At 65.4% G+C, this 16,291-nt stretch carries 15 protein-coding genes; 9 read left to right on the top strand and 6 right to left on the bottom strand.

What is annotated here, in order from left to right:
- The first annotated feature begins 48 nt into the window (after positions 1 to 48).
- The 5 genes from moaA (at position 49) to ISM_RS13340 (ending at position 6,063) form a co-directional block, all read left to right on the top strand.
- The gene (gene moaA, locus ISM_RS13360; protein ID WP_040618087.1) at positions 49 to 1,056 is read left to right on the top strand and encodes a GTP 3',8-cyclase MoaA; all 1,008 of its coding nucleotides are present in this window, start codon (positions 49 to 51) and stop codon (positions 1,054 to 1,056) included.
- A complete protein-coding gene (locus ISM_RS13355; protein ID WP_040618086.1) occupies positions 1,056 to 2,348 on the top strand; it encodes a 3-deoxy-D-manno-octulosonic acid transferase in 1,293 nt (430 codons plus the stop codon). The genes moaA and ISM_RS13355 overlap by 1 nt, the downstream gene beginning before the upstream one ends.
- A complete protein-coding gene (locus ISM_RS13350; protein ID WP_009814712.1) occupies positions 2,345 to 3,382 on the top strand; it encodes a glycosyltransferase family 4 protein in 1,038 nt (345 codons plus the stop codon). The genes ISM_RS13355 and ISM_RS13350 overlap by 4 nt, the downstream gene beginning before the upstream one ends.
- Before the next feature lie 77 nt (positions 3,383 to 3,459).
- Entirely contained in the window at positions 3,460 to 5,118 is a 1,659-nt protein-coding gene (locus tag ISM_RS13345) for an amidohydrolase (protein ID WP_009814711.1), read from the top strand.
- Positions 5,119 to 5,133: 15 nt separating this feature from the next.
- On the top strand, positions 5,134 to 6,063 hold the full coding sequence (locus tag ISM_RS13340) for a PHP domain-containing protein (RefSeq protein ID WP_009814710.1): 930 nt from the start codon (positions 5,134 to 5,136) through the stop codon (positions 6,061 to 6,063).
- 47 nt (positions 6,064 to 6,110) lie between these two features.
- Here the strand turns inward: ISM_RS13340 and ISM_RS13335 are convergent, their stop codons facing one another.
- From ISM_RS13335 to purC, 5 genes are all read right to left on the bottom strand, one after another.
- Positions 6,111 to 7,445 (bottom strand): sigma-54-dependent transcriptional regulator, encoded by a 1,335-nt coding sequence (locus ISM_RS13335; RefSeq protein WP_040618085.1) that lies wholly within the window; start codon positions 7,443 to 7,445, stop codon positions 6,111 to 6,113.
- 7 nt (positions 7,446 to 7,452) lie between these two features.
- A complete protein-coding gene (locus tag ISM_RS13330) occupies positions 7,453 to 9,135 on the bottom strand; it encodes a sensor histidine kinase (protein WP_420806186.1) in 1,683 nt (560 codons plus the stop codon).
- Between the two features lie 155 nt (positions 9,136 to 9,290).
- Positions 9,291 to 9,959 (bottom strand): phosphoribosylformylglycinamidine synthase subunit PurQ, encoded by a 669-nt coding sequence (gene purQ, locus ISM_RS13325; protein WP_009814707.1) that lies wholly within the window; start codon positions 9,957 to 9,959, stop codon positions 9,291 to 9,293.
- Complete coding sequence (purS, locus tag ISM_RS13320) at positions 9,959 to 10,189, bottom strand: phosphoribosylformylglycinamidine synthase subunit PurS (protein ID WP_009814706.1); 231 nt, start codon at positions 10,187 to 10,189, stop codon at positions 9,959 to 9,961. Before purS ends, purQ begins: the two co-directional genes overlap by 1 nt.
- 85 nt (positions 10,190 to 10,274) lie before the next feature.
- On the bottom strand, positions 10,275 to 11,036 hold the full coding sequence (gene purC / locus ISM_RS13315; RefSeq protein WP_009814705.1) for a phosphoribosylaminoimidazolesuccinocarboxamide synthase: 762 nt from the start codon (positions 11,034 to 11,036) through the stop codon (positions 10,275 to 10,277).
- Positions 11,037 to 11,231: 195 nt separating this feature from the next.
- On the opposite strand from purC, the gene ISM_RS13310 reads away from it, so the two are divergent.
- The 4 genes from ISM_RS13310 to ISM_RS13295 all read left to right on the top strand — a co-directional run bounded on the left by ISM_RS13310 (position 11,232) and on the right by ISM_RS13295 (position 15,016).
- Complete coding sequence (locus ISM_RS13310) at positions 11,232 to 11,549, top strand: DUF1476 domain-containing protein (protein ID WP_009814704.1); 318 nt, start codon at positions 11,232 to 11,234, stop codon at positions 11,547 to 11,549.
- 211 nt (positions 11,550 to 11,760) lie between these two features.
- Positions 11,761 to 13,686: a phosphatidylglycerol lysyltransferase domain-containing protein gene (locus tag ISM_RS13305; protein ID WP_156783397.1), complete on the top strand. Its 1,926-nt coding sequence runs from the start codon at positions 11,761 to 11,763 to the stop codon at positions 13,684 to 13,686.
- A gap of 39 nt (positions 13,687 to 13,725) precedes the next feature.
- The gene (bmt, locus tag ISM_RS13300) at positions 13,726 to 14,739 is read left to right on the top strand and encodes a betaine--homocysteine S-methyltransferase (RefSeq protein WP_009814702.1); all 1,014 of its coding nucleotides are present in this window, start codon (positions 13,726 to 13,728) and stop codon (positions 14,737 to 14,739) included.
- A gap of 10 nt (positions 14,740 to 14,749) precedes the next feature.
- Positions 14,750 to 15,016 (top strand): methionine synthase, encoded by a 267-nt coding sequence (locus ISM_RS13295; protein WP_156783396.1) that lies wholly within the window; start codon positions 14,750 to 14,752, stop codon positions 15,014 to 15,016.
- Here ISM_RS13295 and ISM_RS13290 read toward each other — a convergent pair.
- A complete protein-coding gene (locus tag ISM_RS13290; protein WP_009814700.1) occupies positions 15,013 to 16,095 on the bottom strand; it encodes a PA0069 family radical SAM protein in 1,083 nt (360 codons plus the stop codon). The genes ISM_RS13295 and ISM_RS13290 overlap by 4 nt on opposite strands.
- Between the last annotated feature and the right edge of the window lie 196 nt (positions 16,096 to 16,291).

The following is a 16,291-nucleotide window of genomic DNA, read 5'->3' as shown; positions in this document are numbered from 1 at the left end:
GTCAACTTGCCCCTTGCCCCGACGCCCCCCGACACTTAGGTTCCCCCCATGACAGCACCGCTTATAGATCCCTTCCAGCGCGCCATCTCTTACCTGCGCGTCTCGGTCACCGACCGCTGCGATTTTCGCTGCGTCTACTGCATGTCCGAGAACATGAATTTCCTGCCCAAGAAGGAACTTCTGACACTGGAAGAGCTGGATCGCATGTGCTCGACCTTTGTGCGTCTCGGCGTCGAAAAGCTGCGCATCACCGGGGGCGAGCCGCTGGTGCGCCGCGACATCATGACCTTCTTCCGCTCGATGACCCGCCATCTCGACAGTGGCGCGCTCAAGGAACTGACGCTGACCACCAATGGCTCGCAGCTCTTCCGCTTTGCCGATGATCTCTATGCGGCGGGGGTGCGCCGGGTGAATATCTCGCTCGACACGCTCGACGAGAAGAAATTCGCCGACATCACCCGCTGGGGCCGCCTGCCGCAGGTGCTCAAGGGCATCGACGCCGCGCAAAAGGCCGGGCTGCGGGTCAAGATCAACACCGTCGCGCTCAAGGGCTTTAACGAGGACGAACTCTTTACCCTCACCGAATGGTGCCAGGACCGCGACATGGACATCACCTTTATCGAGGTGATGCCGATGGGCGATATCGGCAACGAGGACCGGCTCGACCAATATTGGAAGCTCTCGGATTTGCGCGCCCGTCTGCGCGAACGTTACACGCTCACCGATCTGCCCGAGCGCACCGGCGGCCCCGCCCGCTATGTGCGGCTCGAAGAGACCGGGCAAAAGATCGGCTTCATCACGCCGCTCACCCATAATTTCTGCGAAAGCTGCAACCGCGTGCGGCTCACCTGCACGGGCGAGCTCTACATGTGCCTCGGTCAGGAAGACATGGCCGATCTGCGCGCCCCCCTGCGCAATCATCCCCGCGATGATGCGCCGCTCGAAGAGGCCATTCGCCGCGCCATCGCGCTCAAGCCCAAGGGCCATGATTTCGATTACTCCCGGCAGGATGTGGCGGGCCGCATGTCGCGCCACATGAGCCACACGGGCGGCTGATGCCCAGACGACGCCCGGCGCTACTCGGGCTCTATTCCACCTTGACCCGCGCCCTGGCGCCGCTGGCCTGGCGTCGCGTTCAGCGCAAGCTGGCCGCCAATGGTGCCGATCCCGCCCGCATCTCGGAACGGCTTGGCCGCACCGCCCTGCCCCGGCCCGCCGGGCGGCTGATCTGGTTTCACGCGGCCTCCGTCGGCGAAAGCGTTTCGGTCCTGCGGCTCATCGACCATCTCGGGCAGAGCGAACCCAACCTGCGCTTCCTGATCACCTCGGGCACCGCCACCTCGGCCGATGTGCTGGCCCGCCGCCTGCCGAAACGGACCCAGCATCAATTTGCGCCGCTCGACACCCGCGAGGCGCTGCGCCGCTTCCTCGCCCATTGGCATCCCGATCTCGGCGTCTTTGTCGAGAGCGAGCTTTGGCCGCATATGATCGAAATGGCCTATGCCCATGACGTGCCGCTGGCGCTGATCAATGCCCGGATCTCCGACCGCTCGGCGCGCGGCTGGAAACGGTTCGGGCGCACCGCGCGCTATCTGCTGTCGCATTTCTCGATCATCCATTGTCAGGACCAGCGCACCGCCGATCATTTCCATGATCTCGGCCTGCGCCGCGCCCGCGCGGGCGGCAATCTCAAGGCCGCCGCCGGGGCGCTGCCCTATGATGCGGCGGTGCTCACGCGGCTGCGCGGGGTGATCGGCACGCGCCCCCTCTGGGTCGCGAGCTCGACCCATCCCGGCGAAGAAGAGACCGTCCTCGCCGCCCATGCCGAGATCCTCAAATCGCGGCCCGATGCGCTCTTGATCCTGGTGCCGCGCCACCCCGAACGGGCGCGCGAAATCCTCGAAAAGGGCACCGCCGTAATACCGACGTGGAGCCGACGTTCCACCGACATGCCGATTTCGGCCAAAACACAGGTCTATCTCGCCGACACGATGGGCGAGACGGGGCTTTGGTATGCGCTCTCTCCCATCGTCTTTCTCGGCGGCTCTCTGACCCCCGTGGGCGGTCACAACCCCTATGAGCCCGCCGCCGCCGGGGCCGCCGTGTTGCACGGCCCGCTCTATGCCAATTTCACCGAAGCCTATGCCGCTTTCGACAGCCATGGCGGGGCGCTCGAAGTGGCGGATGCAGGCGCGCTCTCCGAGGCGGTTCTCGGCTTGATGAGTGACGCCCAAGCCCTTGACACCATGCGTGAAAACGCCCGCGCCTTCGCGCAATCCCAGACGCAGATTCTGGATGAAATCGGCGCGGCTTTACTGTCGCTTCTCGCCACGGGCCGCCGCCGATGACCGATCTGATCGTCACCAATTTCAACCGCAATTTCACCGGCGTCTCGGCCACCGCAGCCGGCGTCACACGGGCGCTTTCCGACCGCTACGACCTGCGCCTCGCAGGCCACCCGCTGCCCGGCTGCCCGGACCCGATTTCCAAATCCGAGGCCCTCCGCCTCTCCCGCGGCCCCGGCCTCACCCTCTGGCACGTCCGCCGCAACACCGAGATGCGCACCGCCCTCCTCGCCCGCGACCTCCTCCGCCTGCCCGTCCGGATCCTGTTCACCTCGGCCGCGCAGCGCCGCCATTCGGCCTTTCCCCGCTGGCTGATCTCGCGGATGGACGCGGTGATTGCGACGACCGAGGCCGCTGCGACCTATGTCCCCCATGTCCGCGCCGTGGTGCCGCATGGGGTCGATTGCGCCCGCTTCACCCCCGCACCCGACCGCGCGGCGGCTTGGGCTGAAACCGGCTACCCGGGACAGCAAGGCCTCGCCACCATCGGCCGCATCCGCCCCGAAAAAGGCACCGACCGTTTCGTCGAGGCCATGCTGCGCCTGCTGCCGGATCACCCCGGGTTGACCGCCTTGGTCATCGGCCGCGCAGGCGGCAAGCATGAGGCCTTTCTCGACGGGCTCAAGGCGCAAGTTCGTGCCGCAGGCCTCTCGGATCGCTTGTTTTTTCCCGGCGAGGTCGCCGCCGCCGAGCTGCCCGCCTTGATGCGCGCGCTGTCGCTCGTGGTGCAGCTGCCGCGCTACGAGGGCTATGGCATGGCCCCGCTTGAGGGCATGGCGAGCGGCGTGCCTTTCGTGGCCACCGACGCCGGTTACTACCGCAGCTTCGCAGGTCAGAGCAGCACCGGGCTGATCACCAGCGACGCCCCCGCGGACGCGGCCCAGGCCATCTCTGCCCTGCTCTCCGATCCGGCCCGCCACACCGCCATGTCCCGCGCCGCCCGCGACGCCGCGACCGCGCATTTCTCGATCGAGACCGAGGCCGACGGCATCGCCCGCGTGCTCGACCAGATGCGGGCCGAGCACGCCGCGATCTGAGCTCTTGCAGCCCGCGCCCTTTTGCCCCCAGACTGCGCCTCAACGACGCATGACACAGGCACGAAGGGAGACGCGCCATGGCCGCCGATCTGATCATCCTCAACGGGCATCTCAAGACATTCGACCCGGCCCGCCCCACGGCCTCGGCCCTCGCCATCACCGACGGTCGGATCACCGCTGTCGGCAGCGAGAGCGATATTCGCGACCTCGCCGGGCCTGACACAGAGATCGTCGACGCCCAGGGCGGCACCGTCCTGCCAGGCTTTATCGAAAGCCATATCCACCTTTTCTCCGGCGCGGTCGAGCTTGAGCTGCTCAATCTCGCGGGCATCTCGCATGCCGAGGACGCGGCCCGGCTCCTTCGGCAACGGGCCGAAACAGATAGCGATGCCAAGGTGTTGCTGGCCGTGGGCGCGGAATATGGCCTCTTGGGCGGCGCGCCGATCACCCGTCAGGCGCTCGATGCGATCCTGCCCGACCGGCCCATGGCCGTCATGGCCGCCGACCATCACACCGTCTGGGCCAACACCCCCGCGCTGACCCTCGCCGGTCTCTTGCACGGGGCGGATATGCCGCAAGGCGCCACCGTCGAAATGGCCGCTGATGGCACCGCCACCGGCGCGCTTTTCGAGTTTCCGGCCTTCATGCCGCTTCTGGCCCATATGCCCACCGGCGGCCGCGAATATCTCGGCCTGACCACCGGGCGCAACCCGGAGGTGGCCCCCGATGCCGCCGCCCGCGCCACCGACAAAGCGGCGCTTTTGCGCGGGCTCAACCATCTGGCCGAAAATGGCATCACCAGTTTTCACAACATGGATGGCAACCTCTATCAGCTTGAATTGCTGCAGGAATTGCTCGACGAGGGCCATTACATCGTGCGTGGCGAAGTGCCCATGCATATGCTCAACACCGATCCGCTCGACCGGCTCTCCGAGGCGCAGGAGATGGGGCGCTATGCCTCCGACTGGCTCTGGTCGCGGCGGGTCAAGCTCTTTGCCGATGGGGTGCTCGACAGCGGCACCGCGCTCATGTGCGAGCCCTACCCCGGCAGCGACAGCATCGGCGAGCAAATATTCGCGCCTGATCATATGAACGAACTGGTGACCCGCGCCGATGCGATGGGGCTTCAGGTCTCGGTGCATTGTGTCGGGTGCGGCGCGGTGCGGCAGGTGCTCGACGCCTATGAGGCGGCGCAAAAGGCCAATGGCCCGCGCGACAGCCGCCACCGGATCGAACATGTGGAATCGCTCCACCCCGACGATCTGCCGCGCTTTGCCGCGCTCGGCGTCGTGGCCTCGATGCAGCCGCTGCATTCGCCGCGCGGCGGCTTCTTTCCGCCCTATGCACCGGGCGAAATCCTGCATGCGCACCAACGCCCCCGCGCCTTTGGCTGGCGCAACATGCGCGACAGCGGCGCGCATCTGATCTTTTCGACCGACTGGCCGGTGGTTCCCGTCCCCGTCATGCCGACGATCCAAGGCGCGGTTGCCCCGCGCGATCTTTCCGAGGATTGGGGCGACAACCAGGCGCAGACGCTCGACGAGGCGCTGGCGAGTTACACGCGCGACGCGGCTTGGGTCGAGTTCAACGAGACCCAGAAAGGCCGGCTCGCGCCCGGTATGCTGGGTGATGTCGTGATCCTGTCACGCAATCTGGATGATATGGCGCCCGACACATTGGGTCAGGCCAGCCCGATCACCACGATCTGCGGCGGCCATATCACCTATCAAGCCTAATCATAGGAGCATCACATGACGCTGGCGGCCTTTACCAACCCTGGGCGTTTCTGGCGCGGCAATCTGCACACCCATTCCGACCGCTCCGACGGCGTGTTGCCGCCCGAAGAGGTCTGCCGCCGCTACCACGCCGAGGGCTATGATTTTCTGGCCCTGACCGATCATTTTGTCGGGCTTTATGACTATCCGATCACCGACACCACCGGCTATCGCCGCGATGAGTTCACCACCATCCTTGGGGCCGAGCTGCATTCGGGCGCGATGGAAAATGGCGAGATCTGGCATGTGCTCGCGGTAGGTCTGCCCCGAGATTTCGCACGTCCCAATGCGCCGCATTTCTTCACCGTCGAGGATCAGGAAACCGGGCCAGAGATTGCCGCCCGCGCCCGCGCCGCCGGGGCCTTTGTGGCCATCGCCCATCCGCAATGGTCGGGCATGACCCTCAATGATGCGCGCAGCATCACCGAGGCCCATGCCGTCGAGATTTACAACCATGGCTGCGCCGTGGAATGCGACCGGCCCGACGGGTTTCACACGCTCGATCTGCTGCTCTCCGAAGGCCGCCGCCTGACGCTCTGCGCCACCGATGACGCGCATTTCGCCGGGCCCGACTTCTTTGGCGGCTGGGTCATGGTCAAGGCGTCCGAGAACAGCCCCGAGGCGCTTCTATCTGCGCTCACATCCGGCGCCTTCTATTCGAGCCAAGGGCCGGAACTCCACGACATCCGGATCGAGGACGAGAATGTCCTCGTCGAAAGCACGGCGGTGAGCACGCTCGTCGTCGCGGGCCAAGGTTCGGCCGCGGGGGCCGTGCATGGCGCATCGATGACCCGCGCGCGCATGCCGCTCGACCGGTTCGCGGCCAGCCCCTGGATACGGGTCACCGTGGTCGATGCCGCAGGCCGCCGGGCCTGGGCCAACCCGATCTGGTTCGAGGAACTCTAGGCGCGGGCCCGGGCCCGCAGCCTATTTTGCGCTTTGACGCGCGCCGATCACAGGTAATCCGACCGCTGCAGCCCGTATTTGGCCATCTTCTCGTTCAGGGTCCGGCGCGGCAGGCAGAGCTCGTCCATGACGCTCGCGATGCTGCCCTTGTGGCGGCGCATCGTGTTGTCGATGAGCATCCGCTCGAACGCCTCGACATATTCCTTGAGAGGCTTGCCTTCGGTGGTCATCACGGGCTGCATTTCCTGATGATCCGACATCAGGAGCGACACGATCGTGCCACTGCCCCGGCGCGATTGCAGCACCGCGCGTTCGGCCACGTTAAAGAGCTGTCGCACATTGCCCGGCCAGGGCGCCTGCAAGAGCTGCGCCGCCTCCTGGGCGCTCACCTGCGGCGCGTCACAGCCGTAATCGTCCGAGAATTCTTCGGTGAACCGGGTGAAGAGCGTCAGGATATCCTCGCCGCGCTGGCGCAGCGGCGGCACGGTGATGCGCAGCGCCGCCAGCCGGTAAAAGAGATCCGAGCGCAGCGCATCCTCAGAGGTGCGCCCCTCGTCCTGCAGGTTCGAAATGGCCACGATCCGCGTTTCGGGCGGCGTGCCCTCATCGTTGATAAAGGTCAAAAGCCGCGCCTGCGCCGTTTCGCTCAGCGCCTCGATATCTTCGAGAACGAGCGTGCCGCCGCGCGCCTCTTCCACCGCCGGAAGACGGCTGTCCTCGGGGTTCATCGGGCCAAAGAGCCGCTTCATCAGCGCCTCTTCCTCGAAGGCCGCGCAGGAGACGAGCACGAATTTCTTGCCCGCCCGCGCGCCGACCGCATGCAGCGCATGCGCCACCAGCGTCTTGCCGGTGCCGGTTTCGCCATCAATCAACACATGGCCATCGGCCTGACCGAGATCGAGGATGTCTTCCTTGAGCCGCTCCATCACCGGGCTCGACCCGATGAGCTTTTTCATGAGCTGGCCGCCATCGCTCAGCTCACGGCGCAGCGCCCGCGCATCGAGCGTCATCCGCCGCGCATTGGTGGCCTTTTTGGCAAGCTCGTTCATCCGATCCGGGTTGAAGGGCTTCTCGAGGAAATCGAACGCCCCCACGCGCATCGCCTCCACCGCCATGGGCACATCGCCATGGCCGGTGATCATGATCACCGGCAGCGTGCTGTCGGCCCCCATCAGCTTCTTGAGGAATTGCATCCCGTCCATGCCGGGCATCTTGATATCGCTCACCACGATCCCGGGATAATCGGGGCCGAGTTTCTTGAGCGCATCTTCGGCGCTGGCAAAGGTCTCCGTGTCATAGCCTGACAGGGCGAGCCATTGGCTGATCGATTGGCGCATGTCCTTCTCATCATCGACAATGGCGATTTTCATGGCTTTGGACATATTCTTTCTACTCCGCTGCTCGGGTTTCTTCCGGCAAGATAGGTAATTGAACTTCAAATACAGCCCCCCCGTCCGCCGCATTGCGGGCGGTAAGGCGTCCCCCGAGGTCGTTGACGATACCCGAAGAAATGGCAAGACCAAGCCCGACACCGTCGCCCGGTGCCTTGGTCGTATAGAAGGGCTCAAAGAGGTTATCGATATCGCTGAGCCCGTGACCATTGTCGCGCACCGTGAGCGTGGCGGTCTCGCCCGCGGCGAGCAAGAGGTCGATCTGCGCCTCTTCCACGCCCCGCGTCGCGTCGAGCGCATTGCGCAACAGGTTGATCATCACCTGCTCGATCCGCACCCGGTCGCCCATCACCATGACGGGCCGGTCAGGCAAGGTGCGGGTGATGCGGACATGGTGCTGACGCAGCTGGGGCTCCATCAAACCAAGGGCGGAATTGAGAGAATCCCCCAAGTTTACGGGCACAAACTGATCGCCACCGTGACGCGCATAGGATTTGAGCTGGCGGGTGATCGCCCCCATCCGCTCGATGAGATCGTCGATCCGCTGAAAGGAGGACAGCGCCTCGTCAGGCCGGTTCCGGTTGAGCAAGAGCCGCGCCCCCGCGAGATAGGTCTTCATCGCTGCCAGAGGCTGGTTGAGCTCATGGCTCACCGCCGCCGACATCTCGCCCAATGCGGCGAGTTTCGAGCTCTGCGCCAGCGTCTGTTCGGCCACGGCGAGGGTCTCTTGCACCCGCTCCCGCTCGGCGATTTCCCGCTGGAGCCGCGCGTTCAATGCGCGAAGCTCTGCCGATTCCCGCTGAAACAGCGCGGCCCGCACCGCCGTCTTGCGATTGAGGAAATAGAAGGCCAGCGCCAGCAGGATCGCGAATCCCATGATCTCGAGCGCCAGCACCCCGTTTACCTTTTCGCGCACGCCCTCGTAATTGGTGAAACTGGCGATCCGCCAGCCGCGAAAGGCCACGCGCCCCTCGACCCGCATCACCGCCTCGCCCTTGAGATAGGCATCGGCCGGCAGCGCCGTCCAATCCGAGGTGGCCTGAATGGCCCGTTCGATCGCGCCGATGGGGGTCTGCCGCGCGAGCGCCTCGCTTTCCAGCAGACCACGCCAGCGCGGCTCGGTCGACAGGATGATGCGGCCCTCACTGTCGGACACCAGAACCGCGTCGGAAATCCCCGCCCAGGCCCGTTCGAACTTGGCCAGATCGACCTCGACGACGATCACCCCGACGAGGTTGCTCTGGCTTTCGATGCGGCGCGAATAGAAAAAGTCATACTTGCCCGTTTCGCGGCGCAACACCTTGAAAACAGTGTCTTTCGACCGGATCGCATCAATGAAATACGGCGCCTGCTTGTGGCTCGCCCCGAGCGAATTTCGGTCGGTCGAGGCGACATTGCGCCCATCCTTGTCGAGCAGCGTCAATGAGGCGGCGCCGATCTCACCCAGAAAGGAAATCAACCGCTGCGTCGATTGCGTGTAATCGCCGGAATTGAGCGCCCCGATGAGCGTCGGATCCCGCGCCAGAAGCTGTGGCACAATGGCGTTTTGCCGCAATTCGCTCAGCAGGTTGCCGGAATAGAGCACAAGCCGCAGCTCGGCCCGGTTGCGGGTGGTTTCGGTAAACCGGTCGGTGAGCAGCTTGTTGGTGACGATCACCGTGGCAATTGCCAGCGATGTCATCAGGATAAGCAGAATGCGCACGGTCCAACTGGTGGTCCGCGCACGTCTGCGAATAGCCGGGGTATCGGATGTGCTCATACCCACAATTCTAGCGCAAAATCATGGGGGTTGCAGGGCCTTTTCGGCCCTGCCGTGGCGATGCGCGGAGCGCCGCCTCAGGCGGTGGCAAGCTGGTCCACCAACCCGGTGAACATGGCCGCGCCATCGGTGCCGCCATGGGACTTTTCCGCCATCCGCTCGGGATGCGGCATCATGCCGAGAACCCGCCGGTTGTCCGAAAGGATGCCGGCGATATCGTCGCGCGACCCGTTCGGGTTTTCGGCATAGCGGAACGCCACGCGGTCCTCACCCTTGAGCCGCGCCAGCGTCTCGTCATCGGCAAAGTAATTGCCGTCATGATGGGCAATCGGCACGGTCATGGTGCTGCCCGCGGCATAGCCCGTGGTAAAGGCGCTGTCGCTGGTTTCCACCTTGAGATCAACGGGTTTGCAGATGTACTTGAGCCCCGCATTGCGCAGCAGAACCCCCGGCAGAAGGCCGGTTTCGGTCAGGATCTGAAAGCCGTTGCAGACGCCGAGAACATAGCCGCCGCGCTCGGCATGGGCCACGACCGAGCGGCAGATCGGCGAATTGGCGGCAATCGCCCCGCAGCGCAGATAATCGCCAAAGGAAAAGCCCCCCGGCACGCCGATGATGTCGACGCCCTTGGGCATATCGGTGTCCTTGTGCCAGACCATGCTGACCTTGGCACCGGCGCGCTCGAAGGCCACCGCCAGATCGCGGTCGCAGTTCGAACCGGGGAAGACAACGACCGCTGCGTGCATCAGATCATCTCCACGCTGTAGCTTTCGATCACCGTGTTGGCGAGAAGCTTCTCGCACATGTCCTTGACCTGTGCCTCGCTCGTGCCATCGGCGAGATCGAGCTCGATCACCTTGCCCTGGCGGACGCCTTCGACACCGTCAAAGCCCAAAGCGCCAAGCGCGTGGCGCACGGCCTCGCCCTGCGGATCGAGAACCCCGTTTTTCAACATGACATGCACGCGTGCCTTCATCGGCTCACACCCCCAAGAAAGTTAGCTATGGGCGCCCGGCGGCACCCGGATGGTCGTCCTTGCGCGCCCCTCTCGGGGCCGCGCCTCAATTGATCAGCGTCGGCTTGGCCATGGGCGTCGCGCCCTTGGGCAGCACGCCAAGGCGTTTCGCCACTTCCGTATAGGCATCGGTCAGGCTGCCGAGGTCGCGCCGGAACACGTCCTTGTCGAGCTTCTGACCCGTCTCGATGTCCCACAGGCGGCAGCTGTCGGGGCTGATTTCATCGGCCACGATGAGGCGCATGAAATCGCCATCATAGACCCGGCCGATCTCGATCTTGAAGTCGATGAGCTTGATGCCCACGCCATACATGACACCGGCGAGGAAATCATTGACCCGCAGCGCGAGGCTGAGGATATCATCCATGTCCTGCTGGCTGGCCCAGCCAAAGGCGGCAATATGTTCCTCGGTGACCAGCGGATCGCCGAGCTTGTCGTCCTTGAGGCAATATTCGACGATCGGACGCGGCAGCTGCGTGCCCTCGTCCATGCCGAGCCGTTTCGCCATGGTGCCCGCGGCATAGTTGCGCACGATCACTTCCAGCGGCACAATCTCACAGGCCCGAACGAGCTGTTCGCGCATGTTGAGCCGCTTGATGAAATGGGTGGGCACACCAATGTTGTTGAGCCCGGTCATGAAGTATTCGCTGAGGATGTTGTTGAGAACGCCCTTGCCCTCGATCACATCCTTCTTTTCCGCGTTAAAGGCCGTGGCGTCATCCTTGAAGTATTGCACGATGGTGCCCGGCTCGGGCCCTTCATACAGGGTTTTGGCCTTGCCTTCGTAGATTTTCTTGCGCCGTGCCATTTGCACTCCATCACTCAGTCGGGGGAATCCCCGTTGTGTATATGCGTCCTCATAGTCCAACCCCCCGCCTGCCGCAAGGTGGCGTGGGGTTTGGCCCCGGCCCATCGCTGCTCGGCGGGCAACAGGTCTTGTCAGAACGCCCCCGGCCCGCCATATCTTAAGACTAGTTAACCCGATCACGGAAAGGGATACCCGGTGACCACATTTGACGACCGCGAGAAAGCGTTTGAGACCAAATACGCGCATGATCAGGAAATGCAGTTTCGCGCCGAGGCGCGCCGCAACAAGCTTCTGGGTCTCTGGGCGGCCGAGCTGATGGGCAAGACCGGCGACGATGCCGACGCCTATGCGCGCGAAGTGGTCAAGGCCGATTTCGAAGAGGCCGGTCACGAGGACGTGGTGCGCAAGGTCGCAGGCGATCTTGGCGACAAGGCCGATCCCGACACGATCCGCGAGAAAATGGCGGCGCTGATGATCGAGGCCAAGGCCCAGCTCATGAAAGAGACGAACTGAGCCTCCCCTGACGCGTTTAGGCGCGACCGGCATCTGCTGACATCTCAGAAACCGGCGGCGGGTCCACCCGCGCGCCGGTTTCGCTTTCTTTCGGGGCAATTTTATCTGTTAACGGCTCCCTAAGCGCCCCTGCGGCACCCTCCTCCCCGGGAATGACGGGGTGAGACGGGAGGGTCGCGTGACATTACAGTGGAAGTCTGGACAGTGGAGGGTGCGCGAAAGGGCGCGGCCCGCACAAGCCCTGCGCCCGTCACTCCAACGGCTGCGACAGCTCTGTTCGCTCCTGCTACCGTGGGGCGGTGCGCTGCTCTGCCTCTGGCTTTTGATGGGCCGCATAGATGCCGAGACGCGCCAGGCCATGCCCTTGGCCTTTGCCAGTATTTCGCCGCTGCAATGGCTGGCCGCGCTCGGCACCACCGGGCTGAGCTTCTGGGCGCTGGCGCGGTATGACATCGTCCTGCACCAGCATCTGCGCACCGGCATCGCGCCGCGCAATGCGGGCCGCGCCGGGGCGGCGGCCATTGCCCTGTCGCAAACACTGGGGCTCGGCACGCTCACCGGCGGGTTGGTGCGGTGGAAACTGCTCAAGGGCCTCTCACCACTCATGGCCGGGAAACTGTCCATCGCCGTGGCACTGTCCTTCTTCTTCGGGCTGGCCGGGATCACCGGGCTTGCCCTGCTCCTCTCGCCGCTCCCCGCCATCCCGACGTGCCGCGCCCTGGGCGCAGGGCTCCTCCTGCTCACCACAGGCTTTGCCCTCTGGACCTTCTTTCGCCCCTGCCTGCGCCTCTTCGGCCAGTCCCTTCGCTGGCCGAGCCTGCGCCATCTCGGCGCGATCCTGCTCTGGACCGGTCTCGACACGCTGGCCGCCTGCGTCACGCTGGCCCTCCTCCTGCCGGACCCGGCCGCCCTGCCGCTGACAGATCTCTTTCCCGTCTTCCTCCTCGCCCTCGCCGCCGGGATTGCCAGCGGCGCGCCGGGCGGCGTCGGCCCCTTTGAGCTGGTCCTCGTGGCGCTGCTGCCCGCCCTGCCCGCGCCCGACCTGCTGGCGGCGCTTCTGGGCTTCCGGCTAATCTATTATGCGCTGCCCGCCATTCTGGCGCTCGGCCTCCTTCTGTGGCCCGCGCCCTGCCGCAGGCCAATGCCCCAGATGATCCCGCGCGTCACGCCCCTGCGGCCCGGCGACATCGCCGCCGACCGGGCCCAGCCCGAACACGGGCTTTGCCCCCATAACGCGGCGCAGCTATTGCATAGCGGTCCGTCACGCGCCGCCGTGCTGCGCCTGCCACAGAGCCTCATCCTCTGGCTCGATCCCCTGACCGGCCCGGCCGCCCCGGCCCTCGCCACGCTCTCCGACCTCGCCCGCGCCCAAGGCCGCGTCGCCGCCGCCTACAAGATCGGCCCGCGCCACGCCGCCCGGCTCCGGGCCACAGGTCACGCCGCGCTGCACATCTGCGACGAAGCCCTGCTCGACCCCGCGACATTCGACATAGATCAGCCCCGCCTCCGTCAGCTCCGGCGCAAGCTGCGTCAGGCCCAAAAGGCCGGCATCAGTGTGATCCGTGCGCCCCGCCCCGACGTCACCGCGCTGGCAGAGATCGACGCCGCCTGGCAGGCTGCCAATGGCCCCGCGCGCGGCGTCACCATGGGCCGGTTCTGCCCGCGGCTTCTCGCGTCACAGCGGATCTATGTGGCCCTCTCCAACAGCCGCCCCGTGGCCTTCATGAGCTGGCACCAGTGCGACACCGGGCTCTGCCTCGATCTGATGCGTCACCTGCCCGATCTGCCGCAAGGCACGATGCATCTTCTGGTCATGGCCGCCCTCAAAGATGCCCGCGCCACAGCCCACCCACAGCTGTCGCTCGCCGCCCTGCCGATCACGCCCGGCCCCGACCTCGCCTCGCAGATCACCGCCCGGCTCACCGCCAATCCCGGCCTCACCCGCTTTAAGCAGAGCTTTGCCCCGACCCGCGCCCCGCGCTATGCGCTGGCCCCGTCACGCGCCGCGCTGCTCTTTGCGCTGGCTGATCTCGCCCGCGCCATCCGCCACCCGGATCAAGCCTTAACGCCGCCATCCCCCGCTCCGGCTCACCATGATCATGAGGCTTTTGCAATTGCCCCCGGCCCCGGTTCGTGACACAAAAGCGCGATTTTCCCGCACCCCACGGACAGGCACATGACCACGGTATTCTCGGACTTCCTGAACTCGCGCGACTGGCTGCTGGCCGATGGCGCCACCGGCACCAACCTCTTCAACATGGGGCTGCAATCCGGCGACGCGCCCGAAATGTGGAATGTCGAACATCCCGAAAAGATCACCCGCCTCTATCAGATGGCGGTCGACGCGGGCAGCGACCTCTTCCTCACCAACAGCTTTGGCGGCACCGCTGCCCGGCTCAAGCTGCACGGCGCTGAAAAGCGCGTGCGCGAGCTGAGCCGCGTCGCCGCCGAACTGGGCCGCGAGGTGGCCGACAAGACCGACCGCCGCGTGATCGTCGCAGGCTCGGTCGGCCCCACCGGCGAAATCATGGCCCCGATGGGCGCGCTCACCCATGAGATCGCGGTCGAAATGTTCCATGAACAGGCCGACGGTCTCAAAGAGGGCGGCGCCGATGTGCTCTGGCTCGAAACCATCTCTGCGCCCGAAGAATACCGCGCCGCCGCCGAGGCCTTCAAACTCGCCGATATGCCCTGGTGCGGCACGATGAGCTTTGACACCGCCGGGCGCACGATGATGGGCTTCACCTCCGCCGACATGGCCGAGATGGTCGAGAAACTCGATCCCGCACCGCTGGCCTATGGGGCGAATTGCGGCGTCGGCGCCTCCGATCTCATGCGCACCGTGCTGGGCTTTGTGACCCAAGGCTCGGAACGGCCGATCATCGCCAAAGGCAACGCCGGCATCCCGAAATATGTCGATGGCCATATCCATTATGATGGCACGCCCGATCTGATGGCTGAATATGCCTGCCTCGCCCGCGACGCGGGGGCCAAGATCATCGGCGGCTGCTGCGGCACCATGCCCGAACATCTGTCGAAAATGCGCGAAGCGCTGGAAACCCGGCCGCGCGGCGACATCCCGACGCTCGAACAGATCGCCGAGGCGCTGGGCGGCTTCTCCTCCGAGGCCGATGGCACCGGCGACGACACGCCCCCGGCCCGCCCCCGGCGCGGCCGCCGCCGTGGCTGAGACCGGGCCTTTGCGACCCCGGCGAAACTGGGGCGCACGCATCCTCTATGGGCTTGCGGCGCTCTGTTTCGTGCTTTGGATCGTGGGCTATATCTGGATTGCCAGACTGGCCTGTGCCTTTGGCTCGGTCAATGTGACCTCCTGTGGCATCCCTTCCATCGGCTCGCTGGGACGCGAAGATTTCCTCTTTCTCGTCGCACTCTCGTGGTCGCTGATCCTGACGCTCTTCTGTCTGGGCGTCGTGGCCTCACGCCGGGGCTCTGCGGCGCGGCGCTAAAAGAGATCGAGCTGATCGCCCGCCCTCTCCGGCGGGCGAAACAGATCACAGCGCAGCGCCGGCTGCCGCGCATCGAGACCGAGCCGCCGGATCGCATTGCGAAACCGCGCCGCCACCATCTCGGCATAGGGCCCGGTGCCACGCATCCGCTGCCCCCAATTCGCGTCATATTCCTTGCCGCCATGCATCTCACGGACGCGCCCCATCACCCGCGCCGCCCGGCCCGGCGCATGGCTCTGCAACCATTCCTGGAAAAGCGGCGAGACTTCGCGCGGCAGCCGCAGCATGATCCAGCTCGCCGAAGTGGCCCCCGCCGCGCGGCCCTCGCGCAGGATCGCCTCCAACTCGTGATCGCTCAGCCCGGGCACCATGGGCGCGGCCATGACCCGCACCGGAATGCCCGCCTCCGACAGGCGGCGAATGATCTCCAGCCGCCGCTTCGGCCCCGGTGCCCGCGGCTCCATCCGCCGCGACAGATCCGCATCGAGCGTGGTGACCGAGATACCGACGCGACACAGCCCCTTTGCCGCCATCGGCGCCAGCAGGTCTATATCGCGCTCGATCAGCGTGCCCTTGGTGACAATCGCCACCGGATGATCACAGCCCGCCAGCACCTCGAGACAGGCGCGCATCACCCGCTCGCCCGCCTCAATGGGCTGATAGGGATCGGTATTGGTGCCAATGGCGATCGGGGCCACCTCATAGCGCCGCGCCCGCAATTCCTGCACCAAGGCTTCCGCCGCGCCGGGCCGCGCCACCAGCTTGGTCTCGAAATCGAGCCCCGGCGACAGGCCGAGATAGGCATGGCTCGGCCGCGCGAAACAATAGACACAGCCGTGCTCACAGCCCCGATAGGGGTTGATCGACCGGTCAAAGGGCAGATCGGGCGAGCGGTTATAGCTGATGATCCGGCGCGGCACCTCCCGGCTCAGCTCGGTGCGCAGCACCCGCTCCTCCGGCGCGCGGTCCCAGCCGTCTTCCTCGAACCGCCGGTCGAGCCGCTCGAACCGTCCCACGACATTGCTGCACGCCCCACGGCCCCGCCGGCGCAGCTCGGGATCAAGACTGTCATCCACCATTATGCGATTTTGGAACAAACCGCGAACCCATGCAAGGCGCACATCTTCTTCATGCAAATTTTGCGCCGAAATCGGCCCGCTTCTTGCGTGACAGGTCGGAAGCATTCGCGCATATGTCGGAAAACGCCAAGTCGACGTGACGTAAAACGCCGAAAGCTTGCCGGAACACCACCGCGCCTGCAGCGCCTCAGAATCA

Source organism: Roseovarius nubinhibens ISM (assembly GCF_000152625.1).
In the GTDB taxonomy this organism is placed as follows: Bacteria; Pseudomonadota; Alphaproteobacteria; order Rhodobacterales; family Rhodobacteraceae; genus Roseovarius; species Roseovarius nubinhibens.
This window is presented reverse-complemented; position numbering and strand designations above follow the sequence as displayed.